The 23743-nt window shown below is 33.1% G+C and carries 25 protein-coding genes; 10 read left to right on the top strand and 15 right to left on the bottom strand.

Annotation, left to right across the window (positions count from 1 at the left end; genetic code table 11):
* Nucleotides 1-5: 5 nt before the first annotated feature.
* Both ACLHDE_RS12625 and ACLHDE_RS12620 read right to left on the bottom strand, forming a co-directional pair.
* A complete protein-coding gene (locus ACLHDE_RS12625; protein WP_415396772.1) occupies nt 6-569 on the bottom strand; it encodes an NUDIX domain-containing protein in 564 nt (187 codons plus the stop codon).
* Complete coding sequence (locus tag ACLHDE_RS12620; protein WP_415396771.1) at nt 562-1746, bottom strand: peptidoglycan DD-metalloendopeptidase family protein; 1185 nt, start codon at nt 1744-1746, stop codon at nt 562-564. The genes ACLHDE_RS12625 and ACLHDE_RS12620 overlap by 8 nt, the downstream gene beginning before the upstream one ends.
* A gap of 115 nt (nt 1747-1861) precedes the next feature.
* On the opposite strand from ACLHDE_RS12620, the gene ACLHDE_RS12615 reads away from it, so the two are divergent.
* Both ACLHDE_RS12615 and ACLHDE_RS12610 read left to right on the top strand, forming a co-directional pair.
* Nucleotides 1862-2635, top strand: a complete 774-nt coding sequence (locus tag ACLHDE_RS12615) for a plasminogen-binding N-terminal domain-containing protein (RefSeq protein ID WP_415396770.1) — start codon at nt 1862-1864, stop codon at nt 2633-2635.
* Nucleotides 2632-4017 carry an FAD-linked oxidase C-terminal domain-containing protein gene (locus ACLHDE_RS12610; protein WP_415396769.1) on the top strand — a complete coding sequence of 462 codons (1386 nt, stop codon included), beginning with the start codon at nt 2632-2634 and terminating at the stop codon, nt 4015-4017. The genes ACLHDE_RS12615 and ACLHDE_RS12610 overlap by 4 nt, the downstream gene beginning before the upstream one ends.
* Here ACLHDE_RS12610 and ACLHDE_RS12605 read toward each other — a convergent pair.
* Nucleotides 4014-5852, bottom strand: a complete 1839-nt coding sequence (locus tag ACLHDE_RS12605; protein ID WP_415396768.1) for a GGDEF domain-containing protein — start codon at nt 5850-5852, stop codon at nt 4014-4016. The genes ACLHDE_RS12610 and ACLHDE_RS12605 overlap by 4 nt on opposite strands.
* A gap of 165 nt (nt 5853-6017) precedes the next feature.
* On the opposite strand from ACLHDE_RS12605, the gene ACLHDE_RS12600 reads away from it, so the two are divergent.
* Nucleotides 6018-6851 (top strand): YihY family inner membrane protein, encoded by an 834-nt coding sequence (locus ACLHDE_RS12600; RefSeq protein WP_415396767.1) that lies wholly within the window; start codon nt 6018-6020, stop codon nt 6849-6851.
* On the opposite strand, the gene ACLHDE_RS12595 is transcribed toward ACLHDE_RS12600, so the two are convergent.
* The 6 genes from ACLHDE_RS12595 to ACLHDE_RS12570 all read right to left on the bottom strand — a co-directional run bounded on the left by ACLHDE_RS12595 (nt 6798) and on the right by ACLHDE_RS12570 (nt 14685).
* Nucleotides 6798-8060 carry a ComEC/Rec2 family competence protein gene (locus ACLHDE_RS12595; RefSeq protein WP_415396766.1) on the bottom strand — a complete coding sequence of 421 codons (1263 nt, stop codon included), beginning with the start codon at nt 8058-8060 and terminating at the stop codon, nt 6798-6800. The genes ACLHDE_RS12600 and ACLHDE_RS12595 overlap by 54 nt on opposite strands.
* Nucleotides 8061-9506, bottom strand: a complete 1446-nt coding sequence (locus tag ACLHDE_RS12590) for a replicative DNA helicase (protein ID WP_415396765.1) — start codon at nt 9504-9506, stop codon at nt 8061-8063. It lies immediately after the preceding gene.
* Nucleotides 9496-10566, bottom strand: coding sequence for a flavodoxin-dependent (E)-4-hydroxy-3-methylbut-2-enyl-diphosphate synthase (ispG, locus tag ACLHDE_RS12585; RefSeq protein ID WP_415396764.1), 1071 nt, complete (start codon nt 10564-10566; stop codon nt 9496-9498). The genes ACLHDE_RS12590 and ispG overlap by 11 nt, the downstream gene beginning before the upstream one ends.
* 49 nt (nt 10567-10615) lie before the next feature.
* Nucleotides 10616-11380, bottom strand: coding sequence for a GGDEF domain-containing protein (locus ACLHDE_RS12580; protein WP_415396763.1), 765 nt, complete (start codon nt 11378-11380; stop codon nt 10616-10618).
* Nucleotides 11381-11490: 110 nt separating this feature from the next.
* Nucleotides 11491-13488 (bottom strand): TonB-dependent receptor, encoded by a 1998-nt coding sequence (locus ACLHDE_RS12575; RefSeq protein WP_415396762.1) that lies wholly within the window; start codon nt 13486-13488, stop codon nt 11491-11493.
* Nucleotides 13489-13686: 198 nt separating this feature from the next.
* Nucleotides 13687-14685, bottom strand: a complete 999-nt coding sequence (locus tag ACLHDE_RS12570; protein WP_415396761.1) for an agmatine deiminase family protein — start codon at nt 14683-14685, stop codon at nt 13687-13689.
* A gap of 78 nt (nt 14686-14763) precedes the next feature.
* Here ACLHDE_RS12570 and ACLHDE_RS12565 point away from each other — a divergent pair, with 78 nt between their 5' ends.
* Both ACLHDE_RS12565 and ACLHDE_RS12560 read left to right on the top strand, forming a co-directional pair.
* The gene (locus ACLHDE_RS12565) at nt 14764-15798 is read left to right on the top strand and encodes a PAS domain S-box protein (protein ID WP_415396760.1); all 1035 of its coding nucleotides are present in this window, start codon (nt 14764-14766) and stop codon (nt 15796-15798) included.
* A gap of 17 nt (nt 15799-15815) precedes the next feature.
* Nucleotides 15816-16817: an alanine racemase gene (locus tag ACLHDE_RS12560; RefSeq protein ID WP_415396759.1), complete on the top strand. Its 1002-nt coding sequence runs from the start codon at nt 15816-15818 to the stop codon at nt 16815-16817.
* Here ACLHDE_RS12560 and ACLHDE_RS12555 read toward each other — a convergent pair.
* The 4 genes from ACLHDE_RS12555 to rsmG are packed head-to-tail and all read right to left on the bottom strand — an operon-like array spanning nt 16814 to nt 18522.
* Nucleotides 16814-17311, bottom strand: a complete 498-nt coding sequence (locus tag ACLHDE_RS12555) for an NlpC/P60 family protein (RefSeq protein WP_415396758.1) — start codon at nt 17309-17311, stop codon at nt 16814-16816. The genes ACLHDE_RS12560 and ACLHDE_RS12555 overlap by 4 nt on opposite strands.
* 1 nt (nt 17312) lies before the next feature.
* Complete coding sequence (locus ACLHDE_RS12550; protein ID WP_415396757.1) at nt 17313-17705, bottom strand: hypothetical protein; 393 nt, start codon at nt 17703-17705, stop codon at nt 17313-17315.
* Nucleotides 17705-17944: a PP0621 family protein gene (locus tag ACLHDE_RS12545; RefSeq protein WP_415396756.1), complete on the bottom strand. Its 240-nt coding sequence runs from the start codon at nt 17942-17944 to the stop codon at nt 17705-17707. Before ACLHDE_RS12545 ends, ACLHDE_RS12550 begins: the two co-directional genes overlap by 1 nt.
* Entirely contained in the window at nt 17944-18522 is a 579-nt protein-coding gene (gene rsmG, locus ACLHDE_RS12540) for a 16S rRNA (guanine(527)-N(7))-methyltransferase RsmG (RefSeq protein ID WP_415396755.1), read from the bottom strand. Before rsmG ends, ACLHDE_RS12545 begins: the two co-directional genes overlap by 1 nt.
* Nucleotides 18523-18614: 92 nt before the next feature.
* Here rsmG and ACLHDE_RS12535 point away from each other — a divergent pair, with 92 nt between their 5' ends.
* Both ACLHDE_RS12535 and ACLHDE_RS12530 read left to right on the top strand, forming a co-directional pair.
* A complete protein-coding gene (locus tag ACLHDE_RS12535; protein WP_415396754.1) occupies nt 18615-18878 on the top strand; it encodes a hypothetical protein in 264 nt (87 codons plus the stop codon).
* Complete coding sequence (locus ACLHDE_RS12530) at nt 18875-19402, top strand: exonuclease domain-containing protein (RefSeq protein ID WP_415396753.1); 528 nt, start codon at nt 18875-18877, stop codon at nt 19400-19402. Before ACLHDE_RS12535 ends, ACLHDE_RS12530 begins: the two co-directional genes overlap by 4 nt.
* Here the strand turns inward: ACLHDE_RS12530 and ribA are convergent.
* On the bottom strand, nt 19399-19962 hold the full coding sequence (ribA, locus tag ACLHDE_RS12525; protein ID WP_415396752.1) for a GTP cyclohydrolase II: 564 nt from the start codon (nt 19960-19962) through the stop codon (nt 19399-19401). The genes ACLHDE_RS12530 and ribA overlap by 4 nt on opposite strands.
* 72 nt (nt 19963-20034) lie before the next feature.
* On the opposite strand from ribA, the gene hemB reads away from it, so the two are divergent.
* Both hemB and argF read left to right on the top strand, forming a co-directional pair.
* Nucleotides 20035-21024, top strand: coding sequence for a porphobilinogen synthase (hemB, locus tag ACLHDE_RS12520; protein WP_415396751.1), 990 nt, complete (start codon nt 20035-20037; stop codon nt 21022-21024).
* 294 nt (nt 21025-21318) lie between these two features.
* On the top strand, nt 21319-22239 hold the full coding sequence (gene argF / locus ACLHDE_RS12515) for an ornithine carbamoyltransferase (protein ID WP_415396750.1): 921 nt from the start codon (nt 21319-21321) through the stop codon (nt 22237-22239).
* Between the two features lie 27 nt (nt 22240-22266).
* On the opposite strand, the gene trpS is transcribed toward argF, so the two are convergent.
* Nucleotides 22267-23232 carry a tryptophan--tRNA ligase gene (trpS, locus tag ACLHDE_RS12510; protein ID WP_415396749.1) on the bottom strand — a complete coding sequence of 322 codons (966 nt, stop codon included), beginning with the start codon at nt 23230-23232 and terminating at the stop codon, nt 22267-22269.
* Nucleotides 23233-23339: 107 nt separating this feature from the next.
* Between trpS and hpf the strand changes: the two genes are divergently transcribed.
* Nucleotides 23340-23669, top strand: a complete 330-nt coding sequence (gene hpf / locus ACLHDE_RS12505) for a ribosome hibernation-promoting factor, HPF/YfiA family (RefSeq protein WP_415396748.1) — start codon at nt 23340-23342, stop codon at nt 23667-23669.
* Nucleotides 23670-23743 lie beyond the last annotated feature (74 nt).

Below are 23743 nucleotides of genomic sequence, written 5' to 3'. Positions count from 1 at the left end.
TACTTTTATTTTGTTTTATTCTCAAAAAACCAGTAAATAGATAGCATTACGCCCGTTGTTTTTTTATAACTTTCATCGAACATAAAAGTTTTGGATTCATCAGTTGGAATGAAAATAACTTCTATTTCTTCTTCCTCTAAACCTCCACCTTCATGGATTTTTATACTCTCATCTATCTCAGCATAATATAGAGTCTGATGCGTTCCTGAGATGCCAACGCTTGTGTAAAAAGAGCTGATTTTTTCTATATTTTCAATCGCTACATCGTAACCACACTCTTCTAAAATCTCTTCTTTTGCTATTTGTGCGTTTGTAGTGTCTTTATCCACTATACCGGCACATAACTCATACATCATACCGTCTACTTTATTTTTATTAAGAACGGTAGCTCTAAGCTGTTTTACAAGTACAAAAGCATCTTTATCTCTATGCCAAAGAAGTATAGCAACACTATCATGACTGATGACTGCTTCCCATACTTTTTTCTTCTTATTTTGAGTGTAATTTATTTTAACTGGTTTTATAAATCTTGGATTTGAGAGTTGTTCAATAGAGTCTATTTTACTCACAACTTCCTCCATTATAAAAGTAACATACTTTTTCTACTTTTTGAGGTTTTTGAAACTGAGTTAGATTTGCTAGATGCAAGTTTACGCTTTGATCATAATTTTCTTTGAGCTTTAAAAATGCTTTTCTTTCTTTACCTTTTAGCTTCTTTGTTGTTACTTGAACAACGCGAAGAGGATTTATGGCTCTACCTCTTTTTCTAAGTTCAAAGTGAAGATGCGGACCAGTTGAGCGACCGGTATTTCCAACGTAGCCTATAGTATGACCTTTTTTAACATACTTGCCCCGTCGTATACCTCTACGAAATGACTTTAAGTGAGCATATCTAGTCTCATATCCATCATCATGACGTATTTTTACAAGATTTCCATAGCTTCCAAGCCTTCCAGCATATATGATTCTTCCACTTCCAGCAGCAATGATAGGTGTGCCACGTCTAGCAGCATAATCAACACCTAAGTGAGCTCTCCATTTTTTTAAAATAGGATGAAATCTTCTCTTGGTGAAATATGATGAAATTCTAGCACCGCGAACTGGACGAGCTAGTAAAAACCCCTCTACTTCATGCCCTTTTGCATCATAGTATCTATCGTCATCATTTAAGTATATAAAGTGTTGTTTTTTTCTCATTTCTATCATTGCGACTTTTAATGTTGGCATAGAAAAAGGACGACCAAGGCGATATTTTTGATCATAAACCATTACTAAAGTATCACCTTTTCTTAGGTCTCTTTTGAAATTAAGAGAATTTCTAAAGTTTGATACAAAAATTTGTGCTAGTTTTTTTGAACCGGTTGCTTTTACGATATCGTAGTATGGAGAATTGTTTATTTTAATTGTAAATGCTTCAGTTTTTGTGTTGCTAACAATAGGAATTGCTTCAAAATGATACTCATCTTTGTGTTTATAAATATGAATTTGAAGTTCATCATTGAGGGGAAGTAATACTTGCTCAATTATATTGTTGTCATCTTTTAATATCTGACAGTGAACACCTGTTCTCATCTCTTCTGTCAGGATTTGATCTTCTCTGTCAAGGTCGTAATATAGCTTCTTTGCAGGGAAATTATGTTTCTCTAAAAATATCAGATAAGTTTCACCTTTTGGCCAGCGAAATTGTTCAACTTGAGATGAAAACAGAGTAGTTGTTAGTAAAAAAAGTAGAAAAAATTGTATCATTAATTAACCATAAATATTAAATTTTTTAAAATAATTTGCAAACTCTAACAAAAGTTGGCTTAGTATGAGGTTTGCTTTGCTATAATCGCGCTATAATAATACAAAAAGAGAGTTAATGAAATATATATTTTTAGTTTTAGTTCTTGTCTTAGAGCTGTCGGCTGGAGTTGTAAAATCGCCTATTATTAGTGTTGATAAGCAAAATGATATTGCTACGATAAAAATAGATAAGATTGATGTAGGTATGAGTGGTTTTATATCTCATAAGATTTCTGAGGGTCATACTGTTATTTTAAAAAATATTGTTGTAACTGGTTTTGATTCTCAGAGTAAAATAGCAACTCTTAAAATGAGTCCTTACGATGCTCTGAAAAATAACGCTCTACCAAGTGGTAAATGGGTGGTTGAAGTTGGCGATGATGCTACTTTGGCTTTTGGATATACAAGAGGTACGTTAATCTCTCCAAATGAAGAAATCTATCATAGAATAACAAAAAGTGTAAAAAATCTACAATGGGTTCATCCAGATATTTTTGCTACTATTTTATCTTTTAATGGACATCCAACACCACTAAGAGATGATTTTACTAAATTTTCAATATCCACTTCTGTTGGTTTACTTTTTATATATCTTGAGCAAAAACTCTTTACCATAGATGTTAAAAGCTTCAAAATTTTAACTATAACAGATGCACAACTTAAACAAGAAAGTACTCAGTTGCCTTTTTACACAAGAATCCAAGAGATAGACGCTGCATGGTGGGGAGAAGGAAGTGATAAATTAGAATCTTATGAGCCTTACTACTATAAGCTTTTAACAGAAGCTAATCCGAACAATAAAGAGTTGCAAAATATAGTTCATAATTTCAAAGCAAAGGCTTCAAAATGATTGAATCAAAACATTTAGAACATTTTACTAATATTGTTGGAGATGATAATATTTACAGCGATAAAGCACACCTTATTGCTTACTCATACGATGCAACAAGAGAGCACTTTGAGCCAGATGCTGTTATATTTCCAAGAAATGAAGAAGATATTAGTGAGATTTTAAAGTATTGTAATGAGCATAAGATTATTATAGTTCCTCGTGGAGCTGGAAGTGGTTTTACAGGTGGAGCACTTCCAAGTAGCGGTGGTATTGTCTTAGCCATGGAAAAACATATGAATAAAATCTTAGAGATTGATATGAAAAACATGGTTGCTATTGTTCAACCTGGCGTTATTAACATGGACTTACAGCGTGCAGTAGAAGAGGTAGGTCTTTTTTATCCGCCAGATCCAGCTAGTCAAGAGTACTCTTCAATAGGTGGAAACGTAAGTGAAAATGCCGGTGGTATGAGAGCTGCAAAATATGGAATTACAAAAGATTATGTAATGGCTACTCGTGCAGTGCTTCCAAATGGTGATATTATAAAAGCTGGAAAGCGTACCATTAAAGATGTGGCAGGATATAACATCAGCGGTATTTTAATAGCATCTGAGGGAACTTTAGCAGTACTTAGCGAAATAACTCTTAGACTTATTCCAAAGCCAAAACTTACTAAAACTGCCATGGGTATATTTCCAACAGTTGGCCAAGCAATGGAAGCTGTTTATAAAACAATGGCAAGCGGTATTACCCCTGTTGCTATGGAGTTTTTAGATAATTTGACTATACGTGCAGTCGAGCAGACTTTTAATAAAGGGTTACCCGTAGATGCTGGAGCACTTTTAGTTACTGACGTAGATGGAAATTTAGAAGATGATTTAAACTATCAACTTGCTCAGATTGAGAAAGTTTTCCGTGAAAATGGTTGTAGTGAGTTTAAAATAGCAAAAGATGACAAGGAAGCAGCTGACATTTGGTTTGCTCGTCGTAATGCATCTCCGGCACTTAGTGTTTATGGAAGTAAAAAACTAAATGAGGACGTAACTGTTCCTCGTTCTGCTCTGCCTGAGCTTCTTGAGAGATTTTATGCAATTGCTGATAAATACCAAATAAACATTCCATGTTTTGGTCACACAGGTGATGGAAATGTTCACACAAACGTAATGGTTGATGGAAGTGATCCTGAGCAAGTAAAGATAGCTTATAAGGCTATAGAAGAAGTTTTTCAAGCTACTATTGATTTGGGTGGAACTCTAAGTGGTGAGCATGGCATAGGTCTTGCAAAAGCACCATATATGAGCATGGCATTCACAGCCGAAGAGATGAACTTATTTAAATCTATAAAAAAAGCATTTGACCCTAACAATATTTTAAATCCTTCTAAGATGGGTTTAGATTAGAAATCCTTATTTAAAGAGTTGTCTTTGAGTAGGCTTGTATCAAAACATACAACTTGATTACGTCCATGTTCTTTCGCGTGATATAGAGATATATCAGCGAATTTAATACATTTCCAAATACTATCGCTGTCTTGTGGGAACATTACAGCGCCAACACTAAGTGTTTTACTAAAGGACTCTGAACCAGCAGATATTCTTTGTTTGGCAAAAGTTGTACGAATCTTTTCAGCTACTTCTTTTATATACTCTTTTTCACAGTTATACAGAAGTACTATAAACTCTTCACCACCAAAACGAATAGCAATGTCAGACGCACGAATAGAATCTTTAATAACGCGTGATATTATACGAATAGCTTCATCACCCACATCATGTCCGTAAGTATCATTTATCATCTTAAAAAAATCAATATCAATCATTAAAATACCATATGATGTATTAGTTCTAAGTGCTTGAGGAATTGCTGTGTCTGTAAACTCATCAAGGTATTTGCGGTTATACATACCAGTTAGTTGATCGACTCTGGCCACTTTATTTAGTATTTGCATTAATTTTTTACTTACAATTGTAGGCTGTGCTGTTGAAATATAATCCTCAATCAGACCTAGTAAACTTCTTATTCTTAATCTATCTTCTTCATCTTTTGTGACAATAGATATGATAAGGTCCATCTCATTTGAAATAGAGTACGGTATACATAGGTAATCTAGAGGAGCGTCATTAAACTTAGGACAACTATTATCAAAAATTGATGAATCAACTATCGCGTTTATGCGATCGGCACGACACTCTCCATCTTCAATTGCGCAATGACAGCCATTTGCACTATATACAACTGTTTTAATCCCACTAGTAGTATCTGATTCTATAAAAGAAAAATCCTCGATATTAAATTTAGTTTTAAAGACATAGGCTAGTCTATCGTAAATATCTTCAAGATTTTCATCATGTTCTATAGTTTGCTTAAATTTATATATCTCTGATAATTGATCAATAGTGTTATTAATGTTTACCAGAGGATCATTGCTAGTATTTTTGTTTTTATTTTGAAGAAAGATATATACTTTTTTATCAATTTCTTGAAAAACTTTTTGCAGTTTTTCAAGAAGAGCGTTAAGCATATCTGCGACAGCCTTGCTCTCTAAAAGAGTTCCGCCATCAACACGTTTAGAGTAGTTTCCATCATAAGCAGCCATCATCACATCTCTTATAGAGTAAAAAATATTGATATATGGTTTAAGAAACTTATTGACAAAAAACAGTACCAAAAGCATAATTATTATAGCTAGTAAGGCTATGTATGTGACAGTTGCTAGACTACTTCCACGAACATCACTTACATCGATAATCATGCTTACTGCACCAAGGACTTCACCCTCTTTTGCATCATGACAAGATATACAATTTGGAGTGCCAAAGGCTGAGGCTGTAAAAGGAATGGTCATACGCATAGTACTTTTAGTTGCTGTTTCTAACATCTCTTTTACAATTTTACCACTCTTTAGTACTTTCTTATCTATATCATCACGGGCAATTTCGTTGTTTAAACCCCCTCCAAACTGCTTTATTACAGCTGGTGAACGAGCAACCCATAAGGCACTTATATTGTCAATATTCTCTATTTGTTCAAGAAAGTAAGCTCTCTTATCCATCATGCCATTTACCATATGAGCTGTTAGTCCACCTTTTACTATTTCAGCTGTAAGCAGAGCACGTTTTTCAGCACTTTTAATGCCAAGATCTCTAAAGTTAACTATGGTAATAATAATCATTGAAATAAAAAATGTTATAAATAACCCTAATAAAGTCAGTATTAGTTTTTGCTTTGAACTCATAATTGGTATATGCCTTATTGTAAACTTAAAGTATAAGTTAAATTTATTTTTGTGTGATTATAACATATAAATTTAACTTATATATATATAAGATGCTTGCAACTCTATAAAAAGTATTTAATACATGTTGTTATATAATAAAGTTATAAAAAAGTGAGGTAAAAGATGTCAGTAGATAAAAAATTGATTAAGTATCTGTATAGACATGTAAAGTTTTTCGTAAGTACATTTGTCGATAAAGAATTAACTCTTTTTGCCGCTAGTCTTAGTTACTATACTATTTTTACTATTATTCCCCTGTTACTTATAATGCTTACACTTCTTACATCTTTGCCTAGTTTTGCTGAACATTATGAGAGTATAAAAACTTTTATATTCTCAAATCTTATGCCTGTAAATTCTGAAGCTGTTATGGGGCATATTGATAAATTTTTAAAAAATTCTGCAAAGATGGGAGTTATAGGTCTTGTTATGATTTTAGTGGCATCTTTGCTGTTTTTCAAAAACTTTGAATACATTGCAAATAAAATCTTTCACGCAAAACCTAGAACACTTTGGGAGTCGGTTACAACTTACTGGACAATGCTGACTCTCACACCCATAGCTCTTGGCGCATCTTTTTACATAACAGCACAATTAGCAATAATGATAAAGGCAAATACTTTAACTTCTGGTATGAATATACTTCCGATTGTTCCTTATTTAATTATCTGGGCCTTGTTTTTTCTTATCTTTCAAATCGGGGCAAATACAAAGATAAATCCTAGGGCATCGCTTATTAGCTCTTTTATTATCTCAATAGTCTTTAGTATCTCTAAAAATATTTTTATTGAGTATGTTTTTTACAACAAAGCATATACAACTATGTATGGTTCTTTTGCTATTATGATGTTTTTGTTTTTATGGATTTATGTATCGTGGATTATTTTTATATATGGGCTTAAATTATGTTATATAATAAATCGCGTATATAAAAAAAGAGAAGCTAAGAGCGAGTAATAACCATACAAGACTCTTTTTATAGATGCTCCCTAACGATAGAATAATATGTAAGACCAACCATTTAGAATCTAACTCTACGCTTGCTTGACTCTGAGCCAGTGAAATAAAACTCTCTAAAACTCCATCAAAAAGATTTCCAAAACCAAGCAGATGCAAGAAGATACTAAGTGGGTAAAAGATGGTAAATAGTGTTGTCCAGATTATTGATAGAGGATGATAGATGCTAAAGTTTGAAAAGATAACTAAAGAGTAGGGCAACATCAAGATATATACCCAAAAAGGGATGAGGATAAATTGCCAAATTTTTGGGAGATTCTTAAAGTGAATCATAAATAAAAAGATGTAGAACACACCAGATATTGAGAGCCAAAACCCGAGTGAAAATAGAAGTTTAGGAAATAAAGCTAAAAGCAATATGGCAGTTAGTAAAAGTGTCTGCATCGAGATTATTTTTATACCTCTGTCATAAAGAATGAAACCAATGATTAGCATAGCAAAAGCGCGAAGCAAAGAAGGAGGAGAGCCTAAAAAATTTAGATAGACAAGCAAAGATAAAGCAACGACTAAAAAAATGTCAGATTTGGAGTTTCTGTATGGAAAATATCTGTCTTGAAAAAAGTTATACAGAGGTCTTATAAGAAAGAAAAGAAGCCCACTGAGTACTCCTAAATGAAAACCGCTAATTGCTAATAGATGGGATACTCCAAGAGTTGAGAAGGTAGTTTGTAAATCTTTGTTTAATGGAGTTGCACTAAAGAGAGCTTGATAGATATTTGAAATGTTTTCACTCTTATGCTGAGATGCTATGTATGAATCCAGCTCTTGTTTTAGAGTCTTTGTTTCATTGATGTTTTGTACTCTTGTAAAGCTGTAAAAACTTGTAAGATATTCATAAAATGACACTTTACCTGCGAATATCTCAAGTGTGAGCTCTTTACCTTTTACATCTTCAAAAGACTCTTTAGCTCCCGTGTAAAAAGTGATTCCACTATCTGTTTTTAATTTTAGAACTTGGTAGCTTTTAGTACCTTTGGTTTTTGTGTACTGTTTTAAAACTGTAGCATTTAATATATATGAATCAAAACGTGTTAGATTTTTATAGTTTTGAAAGTTTATAAGTAGAGAGTAGGAGAGTATAAGGAGGCAAAAAAGTAAAAAGGAGAGGAATTCTTTTTTGTTAAAAAGTTCGACTCTCTCTAAGGCCATTTAGAGGGTCGGCATCGCAATGGAAGATTCACCCATATCTATGTTTGCAGATCTGGTGTCAATGTGCTCATATGTTGTCTCAATAGCTTTTGGTTGTGCTTCAACAAAACGCGTAAGCTTTTTCTGAAAAACAAGCTTAACATGTCCAGTTGGACCATTTCTTTGTTTTCCAATAATTATCTCAGCATCTTCTTCTTCTTTTTCTATATACTCAGATACAAACTCTTTACCTTCGTTTTTAGCAGCTTTTTCACGCTCTTTTTCTTCTTTGTAAAGATATACATCATCACGATAAACAAATAAAATAATATCAGCATCTTGCTCGATAGAACCAGACTCACGAATATCACTTAGCATCGGTCGTTTGTCATTTCTAGACTCAAGTCCACGGTTTAACTGAGAAAGAGCAACAACGGGCATCTCAAGCTCACGTGCTAGCATCTTAAGACCACGAGATATTTCTGAGACTTGTATATGTCTATCTTGGTTGCCGATACCACTCATAATTTGAAGGTAATCTATAACAGCTATCTCTATTTCAGGATGCTGGTTTTTTAATTTTCTTAATTTTGAGCGAAGTTGATTAATGTTTATACTACCTTGATCGTCCACAAAAAGTTTAGCAGAGTTCATCTTATCAATAGCACCATTAAGTGAACTCCACTGATCATCGTTCATATCTCCAACGCGAAGTTTTTGAAGAGGTATGGAAGTCTGGATAGAAAGCAGTCTTAGCATTAGTTGTTCAGCTGGCATCTCAAGCGAGAAAAATGCTACACCTTTACCTTGCATTATAAGGCTGTTTACGGTGTTTAACACAAAAGAAGTTTTTCCCATCGCAGGTCTTGCAGCGATGATAACAAGGTCACCTTTACCAAAACCCGTAGTCATTTTGTTTAGTTCATGAAAGCCTGTATCTACACCAACTAAGACACTATTTCCGCGAGCTTTCATCTCTTTGATGTACTCCATCGTGTCAAATGTCATTTGTGGAGAGTCTTTAAAGTCGCTTGTTTGATTGTCTTGTGTTATCTCATAGAGTTTTTTCTCTACTATATCTACAACTTCAGCAGATGGAAGTTCTTCTTCTACTGTAACTCTTTTTATCTCAGTTGTAAGTGTCAGCAGCTTACGTTTTAGTGACTTGTCTTTTATCTCATCAACGTATGCTTTTGTATTTGAGATAGGATTTGCAGATAGAATCTCTATCATTACCTGTTCATCAAATTTCTTTATCTTGATAAGCTCTTTTTTTATAAACTCTTCATCTATTGGTTGATCTTTTTGAAGAAGAGTTGTCATAGCTGTATATATATCTTGATGAGCAGGAAGATAAAAATCATCTTTTTTAAGAGCAACGCTAAGCTCATCAAATTGCTGAGGTTCAAAAACTATTGAGCTTAGAATTGAGCGCTCAAAAGCCAGGTTATATAAATTATCTTGCATTATCTGATTCCTCTGCCATTTTTTCTACTTCACTTACAAACTTATCTACAAGTTCATCTTCGTTTAGGTTTGCTATAACTTCACCTTTAACCATTACAAGACCCTTTCCTTTTCCATACGCTATGGCGACATCAGCGTGTGCAGCTTCGCCGATAGCATTTACTACACATCCCATAACTGAAACATTAAGTGGTGCTTTGATATGTGCAGTTCTTTTTTCTATCTCAGCAACTGCAGAAACTAAGTCTGCTTCTATTCGTCCACATGTCGGACAAGAGATAATATTTAGTCCATCTGGCATTGCACCGCTGTCTTTGAGTATTGCACGAGCAACATTTATCTCTTCTTCTAACTCACCAGTTATAGATACACGCATGGTGTCACCAATACCATCAAGTAAAAGTGTACCTAGACCGATTGAGCTTTTTACCGTAGCATGAAAAAGTGTTCCTGCCTCTGTAACTCCAAGGTGGAATGGATAGTTGTTTTTAGGACGTAACATTCTGTATGCATCTACAGTCCTCCCAACATCACTTGCTTTTAGAGATATTTTTATGTCGTCAAATCCTAAGTCTTCTAAGTATTTTATATTATACTCAGCAGATGCAACCATTCCCTTGGCTGTCTGTCCATATTTATTTAAAAACTCTTTCTCCAGTGAACCTGCATTTACACCTATGCGAATTGGAATATTACGAGCTTGGCAGGCTTTTACAACTTCGGCAACTTTTTCTTTAGAGCCGATGTTTCCAGGGTTTATACGTATGCAGTCAACAACTTCAGCGGCAATAAGTGCTAACTTATGGTTAAAGTGAATATCTGCAACCAAAGGAAGCTCAATCTGCTCTTTTATAGATTTAAGCGCTAATGCATCTTCCATATCCGGAACAGCACAACGGACTATATCGCAACCTGCAAAGTGAAGTCTTTTTATCTGTTCTACGGTAGAAGCAACATCTGAAGTTCTGGAAAATGTCATAGATTGTGTAGATATCGGAGCATCACCACCAATTGCTATACCACCTACAAAAATTTGTTTAGTTTTTACTCTATTTATCATGAAGAGATTTTATCTTGTTTGGCATAAAAGGGTGCTTTAGAAATTTAGTTTATATTTGTACTTTGTTTATAGTGCTATTTTTTGCTTTAAGAAGATCGATATCTGCCATATCGATTAGTGTTTGTAAAGTACTTTCACCAAAACTTTGTATTTGTGCACATCCTATATGTACAGATATTTTTATATCATCATTGTTTATATGAATAACTTGTTCTACTTCTGTTTTTATCTTTTTGGCTAACTTTTGAGTAGTGTTTAAGTCTAGCATAGGGAAAATTAAAAGAAATTTAGCTCCTTTATATCTACCAAATATGTCTGTAGTTCTAATGTTATTATTAATTGACCTTGTGAATTCAATAAGAACTATATCTCCTATTTTTTTTCCATATTTTTCATTGACTTTTTTAAGCTGATCATACTCTATAAATAGAGCTGATATTGGTGATTTTGTTCTTTTAGAGATAGCAAATTCATAGTTTGCTAACTCCAATGTATGTCGTTTATTGTATATTTTAGTCAATTCGTCGTATTGAACATGATATGATGGTTTTTTCTCAGCTTGTTTTAGTTTGTTTGTAAGGACAATAAGTTTATATGAAAGTATAGGTGTTGTAATAGTAGGTATTATTAAAGATAAAATTACACCAATGTTATAGTAACTAATAGATTCTGCACCAACTGTTATATCTAGAATTATTAGGATAAACATCACAAGAAAAAAAGAGGCAAGAATACTAAAAAATGTAAGGATAAAAACTGTAGCTAAAGTGTTTGTGTGAATAAAACTATTATATATATTTGTGATTGCTTTCATTAAGACATTTTATTGAAATTTTCTTTTGTTCTTACTTTATGTAGGGGATATATTAACAAGAATCTACAAGATGTAGAGACTTGTTATATTAAAGAATTAGAATTACAGAATTAGAATTTGAAAGTTAAGTTAGTATAAACGTATCTTCCAGGCTCGTTCATGAGCATTACATCTGAACCACCAGCAGTTATTAGGATTAAGTCTGCATATGTATTGTTCATTGCATATGTTTCATCTAGCAAGTTATTTACACCAAGAGTAAAGTAGAAGTTTTTGTTCACAGCGTGTTTTACTTTTAGATTAAGAATAGTCCAAGCATCTAATTCTTGTTCACCATTATCTGAATCTATAGTGTTCCACTTATCAGAAGCTTGTACCTCTGCAGTAGCTATAGAATCATTCATATACTCATAATTTAGGGCTATGTTTCCTCTAAGTGGGGCCATATCTGCTAAATCTGTATCAGTTTGACCAGCTAAAGCTTTATCTTTTTCACCTTTTTTATAAGAAGCGCCCATATCTACCGTCACATCGTCTGCTACATATACAGAAGCACTTAACTCAGCACCGTATACAGTTGCATCTATATTTTTAAAGTTGTTAGTTGTTAAATCTTTTTGATAGTATATATAGTCACTAAGCATTGAATAAAAACCTTTGATTTTTAGCTTAAATGCGTTGTTGTCTGTTTCATATCCTAAATCAATTTCTCTATTTGTAGTCTGGTTTAAATTAGGTGTACCAGACCATGAACCATTTGAACTTCTAAAGTAAAGCTCTCTTGCATCTGGAACACGAGAAGCCTGACCAAAACCTAAAAATACTTTGTTTTCTTTGTTTAGATTATATGAAGTCATAAGGTTTGCACCAAAAGATGTATAATCGTTTGACTGCTCTGTAGCATGTGTTATTTCAGTAGAATCATATCTCGCACCAAGGCTAAAAGCAAAAGATCCATATTTTTTATCTAGTTTTGCAAATATAGCTGCATTTTTTGTTAATGCATCATCTAAACTTTTTGAATTTCCTGCTGCTAGAGGTAAGCCAGTAGTAGTATTATAGTAGTTACCGTCCCAAGTTCTTTTACTTCCATCAAGACCAACTAAAAGTTTAAAACTATTTATATCAAAATCATTTTTGAGTTTAAGACCTTGCATAGTTGTCTTGAGATGATTTGTATTATCTTGTGCTGCTACATTTGATGACATTCTGTATTTTGTCGCCATTGGATGATCAACATCTGAGTAGTAGTATTTAAGATTAATATTTTTATAAAGCTCACTTACATTTTTGATGTTATACTCTACCGCATAGATATTTGAATCATCATATAGAGCATCCATTTTAGAGTTACCATAAAGAACATCATCACTTTTATTTTTTGTAACACTTAATCGAAGTTCTTGGTTGTCTGTTATAGTTACAAATGCTTTAGCCATAATGCTTTTTTTCTTATACGCTTGCATATCTTTATATTCTGGTTTAAATTTAGTCCCTGCAACTGTAGGGTTTACAGCAGCATAGTTGTCTATTTGTTGGGCTATTGTATCACCATTACCATCTTTGTACTGGTCACTTGATTCACTAGAACCGCTTACTAAAACACGAACAGTATCATTCCCGCCACTTACTGTAGCTCCTATTTTCGTATAGTTCCAACTACCATAACCAAAGTCAACTGATCCATGAAGATCTTTTGTAGGTTTTTTAGTGGTGATTTTTACACCACCACTTAGTGTTCCCATATTTTCAACATCATAAGGACCTTCTATGATTTCAATCTCATCAATTTGGCTAGTAATAATGTGAGAGATTGGAGGATCCATTCTGTTAACACATGCACCTTGTACTTTTGTGCCATCAACATCAACAGAAATATTGTCTCTTTTTTGACCACGAATATAGATGTCATTAGCGATTCCACTACGACGATTCATATCTATACTTGGTACACTCGTGCTTAATGCCTGAGCTAAATCTGCTGATATTTGAGCATTTTGACTAACTTCTGTAATCACAGTTGATTCTACACTGATTGGTGTAAGTTCTACTTCACTTGCATATAGTGAAGCAATAGCTATTAGCGATAGAGGAATAATTTTATTCATATGGTTTACCTTAAATATTAAAATTACTTTATAATATAAAAAAAGTGTTAGGATAGTGTTAATTTGTTCATAAAGAACTGATAAAATTACATTATGAGTAAAATAGAGAAAATAAAAAGAGTAGTTTTAATAGCGTTAGGTTTTGGGTTGGCAACCTATTTAATAATGAGCGGGATGGCTATGTTGGGCCAAGAAGAGTTATCTAAGAGTAACTCCATAAGAGAAGTTCATAGTAACACAGTGAAGTGAGCCGTGTTGTCTTATGAGAGTTGAACAATCAACTCCGATGACATCCCGTTCTTTGAAACAGTTTTTAAAAATATCAAGCGCTTCGCTGTCTTGTTCAACTCCGTAAGTCGGGACTAAAATAGCTCCATTTACAAAAAGAAAGTTTGCATAAGTCGCCGGTAGTCTTTCATCATCAAAATATATAGCATCTGTCATCGGAAGTGCCACTAGAGTGAAGTCATGCGTAGATGCTATAGTTTGAAGTTCTTCTTGCATAAGTTTTAATTCACCAAAATGTTCATCATTCTTATCTTTGCATTTAACATACATAATGGTTTTTTCATCAATGAACCTAGCCAAAGTATCTATATGAGAGTCTGTATCATCCCCTGCAAGATAGCCGTGATTGAGATATAAAATCTCTGATGAGCCAAAAAAATCTTTTAATTTTTGTGTGATTTGAAGAGCATCCAGCTCAGGATTTCGATTTTTATTTAACATACACGCAGAAGTAGTTAGCAATATATTATTTCCGTTGCTCTCAACTGCTCCGCCTTCTAAGGAAAAACCGATAGACTCCAAGTCAGCTGTATAATGAGAAGAGATGCTTCTACTCATTAGATTGTCTTTAGATGCTTGAAACTTATTTCCCCAAGCATTAAATGTAAAGTCAAGTAGTTTAGTCTTATTGTCAACTGATATAGATAAAGCAGAGCAGTCCCTAGCCCATGTGTCATCACTCTCATACTCAACAAAGTATAAATTACTATTTTTAGGGAAGTGTTTTTTTACATCTTCTATATCATCGCAAACGACTAAACATTTTTGATATTTTATTATTGTCTTTATGATATTAATAAAATTCTTTTGAGCATCTTCTAGGTAAGGTGCCCAGTCAGTATTTGCATGCGGAAATATTATTTGTGTAAAACTTTGTTTTTCAAACTCTGCAATAAATCTTTTTTTCATAAGTGTATTATAGCTATAAACTTTGATATAATTTTATAAATATATTTGTTTTATTAAAATTTTCTAGGAGTTTTAAAAATGGAGTCACAAGAACTGATTTTTGATGTAATTAACACTCTTTCAAGTCCTGTTATTCTCTTAGAAGATAAAGAAAATTATCCTTTGCTTTATGCCAATGAAGTCATGAAAAAGCTTTTAACAACTGAAGAATCTCAGGAGTTAAAACTCACAAATGAATTTATAGACATGCTTGATTTTTATAAAGAAGAACCTAAATCTGAGGATTTTACTCTTCATGATGTAGAGATTTTTAATAAAATTTATAATGTTAATTTCAGTAAAAATTCAAATCGTCTCTTTCTAACATTTATAGAAATAACTATGGACAAACTTTTTGAAAATATAACCTTTCATGATCTTAGTGAAGTATGTAATGCTATTGTTGTCGTTCTTAATGAAGAAGGCAATGTTATAGATGCAAATGAGTGTTTTTTAAATTTTGTCGGGATGAAGAAAGAGGATGTGTATGAAAAAAGTTTTTTTAAGACCTTTATCCCTGGCGATATAAAAGTATTGAGCCACTATCTAGAAGAATTGATGTCTAGTGACTCTGCTCACCAACATTTTGTTACTCCAATGAAAGGCTTAAATGAAGAAGCTTATAAGATTAATTGGCAGGTCTCAAAAATAATTAAACAAAAGCAAAATTTTATTGTTGCAGTTGGCAGTGATATTAGTAAGTTTATTGAGCAAAATAATGATTTAAAACGACAAATACGAAGTATTAAAGTTGGATTTGAGTACTTTCCTTTTGCTATAGGTTATATGAATTCTATAGGTGTTTTTACTAAAATGAATCAAGGTTTTACAAAGATGTTTCGTATAAAAGATGAAAATGCAAAAGTTGCATTTGACAGTATTACTCTTTTAAAAAATAACATTGGATTTGATAAAATGAGTGAACATATAAAACTCATTAAAGAGATGAGCTACAAGATTGACCATAAAGTTGGTGACAAGTCTGTGAAAATCAAAGTCGATATAAGAATGTTGAGTGGAAAAAAAGAGACATCTAAACTTTATATTGTAGTTGCTCAAAAACTCACACTTTAGTAAGGTATAATTTCTCTATGGCTTATATAACTTTAAATAAAAATAACTTTTTTAATAATCTTGATACTATTGCAAATCATAGCAAAAGCAGAGATAAAATAGCGATAGTTTTAAAAGACAACGCTTATGGACACGGATTATCAGAAATTGCCTCTTTGGCTTGTGAATATGGAATAAAAAAAGCTGTGGTTCGTACTCAGGATGAAGCACAGATTATAGAAGATTTTTTTGAATATATTTTGGTTTTAAGTGAAATACCGAACAAACCAAGTTCTAAGATGCGATACACAATAAATGATATAGAGAGCATCAGCAAATTTCCTAAAGATACTTTAGTGGAGTTAAAAGTGGATAGTGGAATGCATCGTAATGGTATAGCAATGAATGAGCTTCATGAAGCATTTATTCAAATCAAAAAAGCAGAGCTTGTATTAGAGGCAGTTTTCACTCACCATAGAAGTGCAGATGAATTGACAAGCGAATGGTTTTGGCAAAATGACAACTTTAAAAAAGTGAAAACCGAGGCTAAATATTTAGCTGAGGAATTTTCATTTGAGCCTCTTAGATTTCATTCGGCAAACTCTGCTTCACTCTTTAGAACTGAATCTTTTGATGAAGATATGGCGAGGGTTGGCATTGCTGCTTATGGTTGTTTAGAAGATAGTAAAAAACTCTCTCCCGTACTCTCGCTGTATGCAGATAAAATTTCATCAAGAGAGCTAAAAAAAGGACAAAGAGTTGGTTATGGCGGTACTTTTGTAGCAAGTGAAGATTGCGTAGTATCTAACTATAACTTTGGTTATGGGGATGGTTTTTTAAGAAGCTCTTCTAAGGATTTTATTACTCCAGATGAGAGACAACTAGCAGGCAGAATCTCTATGGACAATAGTTCATTTATAGCTAAAGAGGAGACTCTTTTAATTTTTGACGATGCATCACAAGCAGCAAAATCAGCTGGCACTATAGCTTATGAAGTTTTAACGTCTTTGAAGCCATCTATAAAAAGAGAAATAGTTTAAGGCAGAACCCTTCTGCTCTGCCAATACTTACTCTTCCAGTAAGGATTGTTAAGACTTGAAACCATAACTCCATATTTTTTAGAAGTGTGCATAAACTTATCTTTTTCTATGATTATTCCCACATGTCTGGTATTGTAACCCGTTTTAAAAAATACTAGATCTCCCTCTCTTGAAGAGTTTTTATTGACTTGATAACCCTTTTTTGCTTGATTTTTTGTAGTTCTTGGCAGGCTTATGTTGAAAGCATCTCTGTATACTCTTTGTATAAGTGATGAACAATCTACTCCTTTTTTGCTTATACCACCAAGTTTATGTGGGGTTTTATGCCATTCCTTATATTCTTCGTAGAGAGATGTTGTTATCCAGTTTTGTTGTTTTGGTTTGTATGAGGGCTTCTCTTTTTTGGTTGAGGCTTTTGAATAGGGCTTGGTTTGTTTAGTGGAGCATCCACTCAGTAGAAGTAAAAGAGATGCAACAATAGCTAGGCGCAACATCTCAAGAATTTATCTTAATAATAGCATTTGAGAAGATGACTCCATCAACGCCGAGTATTGCCAACTCTTCTATCTCGCTTTCTTCACTAATATGTACAAGAATTTTTGCGTCAAAAAGATAGTTGTTGGCTATATTTTGAGCTGTTTTAGCCAGCTCTTTTGGAACTATGATAAAAGAGGCATCAAGCGATGAAGCATAAATTATATCGGTTACACTAACAGCTCCAAGTGCCAAACGAAGTTCATTTGAAGTTGCATGATTGATAACTTCTAAATTGTCTTCGCTAAAGTCTAAGTAAATAGTAGCATTTGATGGTGTATTTAGTATTGCATCTATGTTTGGTACATGGTAGAAGCTCTCGCTTTGTATAAATCTATGTCCATATATAATCATTATGACTTCTTTAAACACTCTTGCGAGCAGTAGTATTTATTATTACTCAGTATTGTATCATCAACTTCACAATAGATGCCACACTCTACACATTCTACCATGTCATTACTTTGTACTTCTTCTTTGTTTTTTTTCTTTGTTGTCTCTTTTTTGTTGTGTCTAAGGGGAGGTCTTTTCTTTATAAATATAAAGTATACAGCTACGATAAGTACAATAACTACAATCCATTGTGGTGACATTAATCTTCTCCGATTAGTAAATAGTGTCTATTTTTAGTTTTTATGATTTTATGTTTCATGCTATCATCTACTTCATCATAAACTTGCTCACCCTTGTAAAAAAGCAGTTTTGAATTTTCATCACGGAAGTTTTTGCTTAAGTTTAGTAGCATCTGTGTATCCGTAACTGCTCTAGAAGTGATTATATCAAATATTTCACTATCCATCTCTTCTACACGTTTTTTTACAACTCTAACATTATCAAGACCTAAGTCAGCTTTTATGAATTGTAAAAAACTAGCTCTTTTTGTTAATGGTTCTACTAATGTTACTTTTGTATCAGGAAGAGCAAGTGCTAAAATCATACCTGGAAAACCTGCTCCTGTACCTATATCTAACAGAGTGTTGGCAGAAGGTAGAAAGCTTATAGGAAAAACTGCATCATATATAAATTCATCAACAGAGTTCTCATCTTTTACACCAGTCATATTGTGGATTTTATTCCATTTAAATAGATGCTCTTTATACTTTTGTATATTGTAAAAAAAATCATCAGGTAGTTTAATATTGTCCGCGATTAGGGTAGCTTTTAAATCCACTAAAATATCCTTTAAAAAGTTATTTTACCAAAATTTATCTTGTTTTTTATGTAGTGATAACTATTTAAATACAATATGGTTATGATGTCATTATGAAAATGACATTACTTACACTACTTCTAATATTTATAACAATAAATTTAAATGCTGATAAAAACTGGATTAAAATAGAAGATATAAATAAAACTCAAAAAACAAAGAGTAAACTAGACCTAGATATATTCCAAATAGAGCCAGTAAATAAAATGATTAAAAATTTAAAAGTAGTTAAGCAGTTGATTGATAGCACTAAGAAAGAAAAAGCAGTGACTAATGATAAAAATTGGTTTGTAGTTAATAGTGGGGATAGTAAGTGATAATCTTAGACTTTGAAACAAACTCTGTAAATATTCATGATGTAATTGAAGTAGCTGCCTTTCGTGTAGAACTTATAGATAATAAATACAGAATTATTGATACTTTTCATCGATATTATTTATCAGAATATGAAGTAAATACACATGCACTAGCAGTACATAAACTCTCTCCTGATAGACTCAAAAGACTTAGAAAAGATGTAGATTATGAAGAGTATTTTGAAAATGACACGGACTTTAAAGAGTTTTGTAAAAACGCTAAAACATTAGTCGCACATAATATATCATTTGAGTTACGACATATTGGAGCTTTAATATCCTTTGAAAATCACTTTTGTACAATGAAAGAAAATAAAAGAATTGTTAAAGCTACTAATATTAGAGGGAATTTAAAAAATCCAAAGCTTATTGAGACATGCTTTTATTATGATATTGAGTTTGATAATGAGCAGTATCATAGTGCTATATATGATGTGACTAAGACTTTGGAGATATTAAACAAGATGGATTGTAAAGTTATTTAAATTAAGTGACCCATCTCATCTTTTTTAGTATTTAAGTAATCTTCATTATGCTTATTAGAGTCCATAATAATTGGAACTCTCTGGACAATTTCTATATCGCTTATAGAGTTTATTTTATCAGGGTTATTAGTTAAAAGTTTTATCTTTTTGATGCCAAAGTGATGAAGTATTTTGGTTACAACCTCATAAGTTCTTTCATCCGCACGAAATCCAAGCTGATGGTTTGCTTCTATGGTATTGAGACCTTTATCTTGTAGAGCATAAGCATTTATTTTATTTAGCAGACCGATATTACGGCCTTCTTGTCTTAAATAAATAATCATACCCTCATTTTTACTAGCTAGAGATAGTGCATACTCAAGTTGATCTCTACAATCACACTTTAAACTACCTATTGCATCACCTGTTAAACACTCTGAGTGAACACGGACTGTAGGCACTTCAGGTAGGTTTTCTGTATATACGACAAGATGCTCTTTGTTGCCCTCTTTAAAGGCTTTTACTTTGAAATCTCCAAATCTTGAAGGTAAGTTTGCAACTTCTGAAATTTCTATATTCAATTAATGTACCCTAATTTAAACTTTAAAACGATAAAATAAATTTTTCAAAATTATAGCTAAAAAAGGTTTATTATGTTTCAAAGATTTCGCAGAACTCGTTTAAACAAGCATCTCCGTGCATTAGTAAGAGAAACAAGTGTTAGTACTGATGATTTTATCTACCCACTTTTTGTTCGCTCTGGTGAGGGTATAAAAACAGAAGTTGCTTCGATGCCAGGTGTATTTCAAATGAGTTTAGATGAAATTTTAAAAGAGTGTACAGAGCTGAAAAAGCTTGGACTTTACTCGATTATTCTTTTTGGAATTCCAGATGTAAAAGACTCTATCGGTTCGGATTCTTTATGTGAACATGGAATCATTGCATCTGCAGTTCGTGCTGTAAAAAAAGAGCATCCCGATATGTTTGTTGTAACTGATTTATGTTTTTGTGAGTATACTGACCATGGACACTGTGGAATCATTGATGAAATGAATGAGACAGTAAATAATGATGCAACACTTGAAATCTCTGCACAGCAAGCTATAATCCATGCAAAAGCAGGTGCAGACATGATAGCACCATCTGGTATGATGGATGGAATCATAGAAACACTTAGAGATACTCTAGATGCAAACGGTTATGAAAACCTTCCTATCATGGCTTACTCGACTAAGTTTGCATCTGGATACTATGGACCATTCCGTGATGTGGCAGAATCAACACCAAGTTTTGGTGATCGTGCTTCATATCAGATGGATCCAGCAAACAGAAGAGAAGCTATAAATGAGTCTATTTCTGATGAGATGCAAGGTGCTGATATCTTAATGGTAAAACCTGCTCTTGCTTACTTAGATATAGTTCGGGAGATTAAAGACAATACTTCACTTCCAATGGCAGTTTACAATGTAAGTGGCGAATATGCAATGCTTAAGCTTGCAGGAAAGCATGATTTGATAGATTACGAGAGGGTTGTAATGGAGACTATGATAAGCTTCAAGAGGGCAGGTGCAGATATTATTATCTCTTATCATGCCAAAGAAGTTGCAAAGATGTTATTAAGGGTGCCTCCAAAAACCATATAGAATCTCAAAGCCTAAAAGAGGGGTAAGATAGTACAAAACTTTTTTTGAGTCATAGCCGTAGCTACGGCGATAAAAAATTTTGTGCAAGATTGCCCCTCTTTTAGGCTCCCAAAGGGCAATATAGCAAACATACTACTGCTTCGTTGAAACCACTTGAAGCTACTAGTAGCTCCTTCGTAATTTCGCCTTGCATTAGCATATTTGCTATATTGTTGAGAGTTTATAGTGTTTTTAGAGGTACCCTTAAAGTAAATTACTATAGAATAACAGCTTATTTAAAAATTTGGGGAAATTTTGAGACATTTTTTAACACTAAAAGATTTTACAAAAGAAGAGATACTAGAGATTATAGAAGTTGGTCTTGAAATCAAAAAAAATCTAAAATCAAAAATATACAAAAAAGAACTTGAGAACCAGACTCTTGGAATGATTTTTGAGAAGAGTTCCACTAGAACAAGAGTAAGCTTTGAAACTGGTATGTTTCAACTTGGCGGACATGCTCTATTTTTGTCTAACCGTGACATACACTTAGGTCGTGGTGAACCAATAAAAGATACAGCTAGAGTAATATCAAGTATGTGCGATATGGTAATGATAAGAACGTTCGAGCACTCTATGATAGAAGAGTTCGCATCTTATTCAAAAGTACCTGTAATAAATGGCTTGACAGATTCGTATCACCCCGTACAACTATTAGCTGATTATATGACTTTAGTAGAACACTCAGCAAGCAAAAATATCATCTGTGCATATATCGGTGATGGTAATAATATGACTCACTCGTGGATGATGCTAGCAGCTAAACTTGGCTTTGAGCTTCGCATTGCTACTCCAAAGGGCTATGAAGTTGATGAAGAAATTTTAAAAGAGTCTCTGTTGTTAGCTAAAGAGAGTGGAGCTGTAATAAAAACTATGAACGATCCAAATGAAGCTGCAAAAGGTGCTACTGTTATTACTACAGACACGTGGACTTCAATGGGACAAGAAGATGAAAAAGAAGAAAGAATCAAGATTTTCAAAGGCTTTATGGTTGATGAGAATATGATGCAACTTGGAGCCAAAGATGCTAAATTCCTACATTGTCTGCCTGCATATAGAGGACTTGAAGTAAGTGAATCTGTATTTGAAAAACATTCAGAGATTATTTTTGATGAAGCGGAAAATAGATTACATGCTCAAAAGGGCTTAATGGTTTGGTTGGATAAGCATAGATAAAGAGAGTAAAAACTCTCTTTTTTGTAGTTAATAACTTATACCTGTCACACTTCTTACTTTTTCTATTATAGGCTGTGCGACTTCTCTTGCTTTGTTCGCGCCCATCTTTAAAATCTCTCTAACTTCATCTTGATTTTTCTCATAATATTCACGTTTTTCTCTAAACTCTTTAAAGTATTCCCACATGATTTCACCAAGATAAATTTTAAAGTGACCATGACCTTCTCCACCTTTTTTATATCTATTTTGAAGAGCAATAAGGTTATCACCTTCTAAAAAGAGTTTAGCCATATTATATACATTACAGTTTTCAAACTCTTTTGGTTCTTCCATCGCAACATTCTCAGTAACGATTTTTTTAATTGTTTTCATCTGCTTTTTCTCTTCACCAAAGATATTTACAATATTTCCATAACTCTTAGACATTTTTTGTCCATCAATACCAGGAACAGTTTGCACTTCTTCTTGAACACGAAACTCTGGTATGATTAAAATATCTCCATATTGATTGTTGAATTTTGTAGCTATATCTCTAGCGATTTCAACATGCTGAATCTGATCTTTTCCAACAGGAACAACCTCTGCGCCAAAAAGTAACATATCTGCTGCCATAAGAACAGGATAAGAGAAGAGTGAGTGATTTGTTGCTTGTCCACGAGCTGTTTTGTCTTTGTAACTATGCGCACGTTCAAGAAAACCCATAGGAGTAAATGATGAGAGTACCCAGTAAAGCTCTAAAACTTCTTTTACATCTGATTGAACCCAGAACGTTGATTTATTTGGGTCAATTCCAAGTGCAAGAAAGTCAGTAGCACATTGCATTGTAAGTTCGCCTAGTCTTTTTCCATCATTTACACTTGTCATTGCATGATAATTTGCTATAAAAGCAAATGTTTCACTGTTTTTTTGAGCTTCAACCATCTGTTTTATAGTACCAAAATAGTTTCCAATATGTAAATCCCCTGAGGGCTGAATACCTGTAAATACTCTCATAAATATTTCCTAAATTTTTTTCATATTATAGCGAAATGTAAACTTTATTTTGTTACCATATCATTAAGAGTTAAAAGCAGATTGACTGCAAAAATGAAGGATTTATTATGAATGTACAAATTCGCGCAAAAGATATTACACTAAACGCTAACACCAGAGCTCATATAGAGTCTGCAATTGAAGGCTTTTCAAAATATACATTAGACATTACGACGGTAAATGTTAATCTTAAAGCTGAGAAACAAGGTGTATCAATTGAGTTTGATATTCATATTGCTCATGCTGAGCCAGTTATTATTAGTCAAACAGATGATAATCTAGAAGCTGCTATTGATTTAGCAATAGATAGAGCTGCAAAAGCACTTCGTCGTCTTCACACAAAAGTAGTTGACCATAAAAACAGTTCTGTAAAAGATTTAGAAACTCTCGACGCTTAGTCAAATTTCTAAAATCAATGTACACCCATAGAAGGGCGTACAAAACTATCCAACAAACTCCTCAATTAGGAAAT

This window comes from Sulfurimonas iocasae (genome assembly GCF_047716755.1).
Classification (GTDB): domain Bacteria; phylum Campylobacterota; class Campylobacteria; order Campylobacterales; family Sulfurimonadaceae; genus Sulfurimonas.
The sequence above is the reverse complement of the archived record's forward strand: the minus strand, read 5'-3'. Positions and strand labels throughout refer to the sequence as shown.

Excerpts from the sequence above, each read along its gene's own strand:
- ACLHDE_RS12595 (WP_415396766.1), bottom strand. The coding sequence starts at position 8,060 with ATGGCCTTAGAGAGAGTCGAACTTTTTAACAAAAAAGAATTCCTCTCC.
- trpS (WP_415396749.1), bottom strand. The coding sequence starts at position 23,232 with ATGAGAGTATTTACAGGTATTCAGCCCTCAGGGGATTTACATATTGGA.
- ACLHDE_RS12605 (WP_415396768.1), bottom strand. The coding sequence starts at position 5,852 with ATGAGTTCAAAGCAAAAACTAATACTGACTTTATTAGGGTTATTTATA.
- ACLHDE_RS12565 (WP_415396760.1), top strand. The coding sequence starts at position 14,764 with ATGGAGTCACAAGAACTGATTTTTGATGTAATTAACACTCTTTCAAGT.
- ACLHDE_RS12580 (WP_415396763.1), bottom strand. The coding sequence starts at position 11,380 with ATGAAAGCAATCACAAATATATATAATAGTTTTATTCACACAAACACT.
- ACLHDE_RS12545 (WP_415396756.1), bottom strand. The coding sequence starts at position 17,944 with ATGTCACCACAATGGATTGTAGTTATTGTACTTATCGTAGCTGTATAC.
- ACLHDE_RS12570 (WP_415396761.1), bottom strand. The coding sequence starts at position 14,685 with ATGAAAAAAAGATTTATTGCAGAGTTTGAAAAACAAAGTTTTACACAA.
- ACLHDE_RS12610 (WP_415396769.1), top strand. The coding sequence starts at position 2,632 with ATGATTGAATCAAAACATTTAGAACATTTTACTAATATTGTTGGAGAT.
- ACLHDE_RS12575 (WP_415396762.1), bottom strand. The coding sequence starts at position 13,488 with ATGAATAAAATTATTCCTCTATCGCTAATAGCTATTGCTTCACTATAT.
- hemB (WP_415396751.1), top strand. The coding sequence starts at position 20,035 with ATGTTTCAAAGATTTCGCAGAACTCGTTTAAACAAGCATCTCCGTGCA.
- ispG (WP_415396764.1), bottom strand. The coding sequence starts at position 10,566 with ATGATAAATAGAGTAAAAACTAAACAAATTTTTGTAGGTGGTATAGCA.
- ACLHDE_RS12600 (WP_415396767.1), top strand. The coding sequence starts at position 6,018 with ATGTCAGTAGATAAAAAATTGATTAAGTATCTGTATAGACATGTAAAG.
- ACLHDE_RS12590 (WP_415396765.1), bottom strand. The coding sequence starts at position 9,506 with ATGCAAGATAATTTATATAACCTGGCTTTTGAGCGCTCAATTCTAAGC.
- ACLHDE_RS12560 (WP_415396759.1), top strand. The coding sequence starts at position 15,816 with ATGGCTTATATAACTTTAAATAAAAATAACTTTTTTAATAATCTTGAT.
- ACLHDE_RS12535 (WP_415396754.1), top strand. The coding sequence starts at position 18,615 with ATGAAAATGACATTACTTACACTACTTCTAATATTTATAACAATAAAT.
- ACLHDE_RS12555 (WP_415396758.1), bottom strand. The coding sequence starts at position 17,311 with ATGTTGCGCCTAGCTATTGTTGCATCTCTTTTACTTCTACTGAGTGGA.
- hpf (WP_415396748.1), top strand. The coding sequence starts at position 23,340 with ATGAATGTACAAATTCGCGCAAAAGATATTACACTAAACGCTAACACC.
- ACLHDE_RS12620 (WP_415396771.1), bottom strand. The coding sequence starts at position 1,746 with ATGATACAATTTTTTCTACTTTTTTTACTAACAACTACTCTGTTTTCA.
- ACLHDE_RS12615 (WP_415396770.1), top strand. The coding sequence starts at position 1,862 with ATGAAATATATATTTTTAGTTTTAGTTCTTGTCTTAGAGCTGTCGGCT.
- ACLHDE_RS12550 (WP_415396757.1), bottom strand. The coding sequence starts at position 17,705 with ATGATTATATATGGACATAGATTTATACAAAGCGAGAGCTTCTACCAT.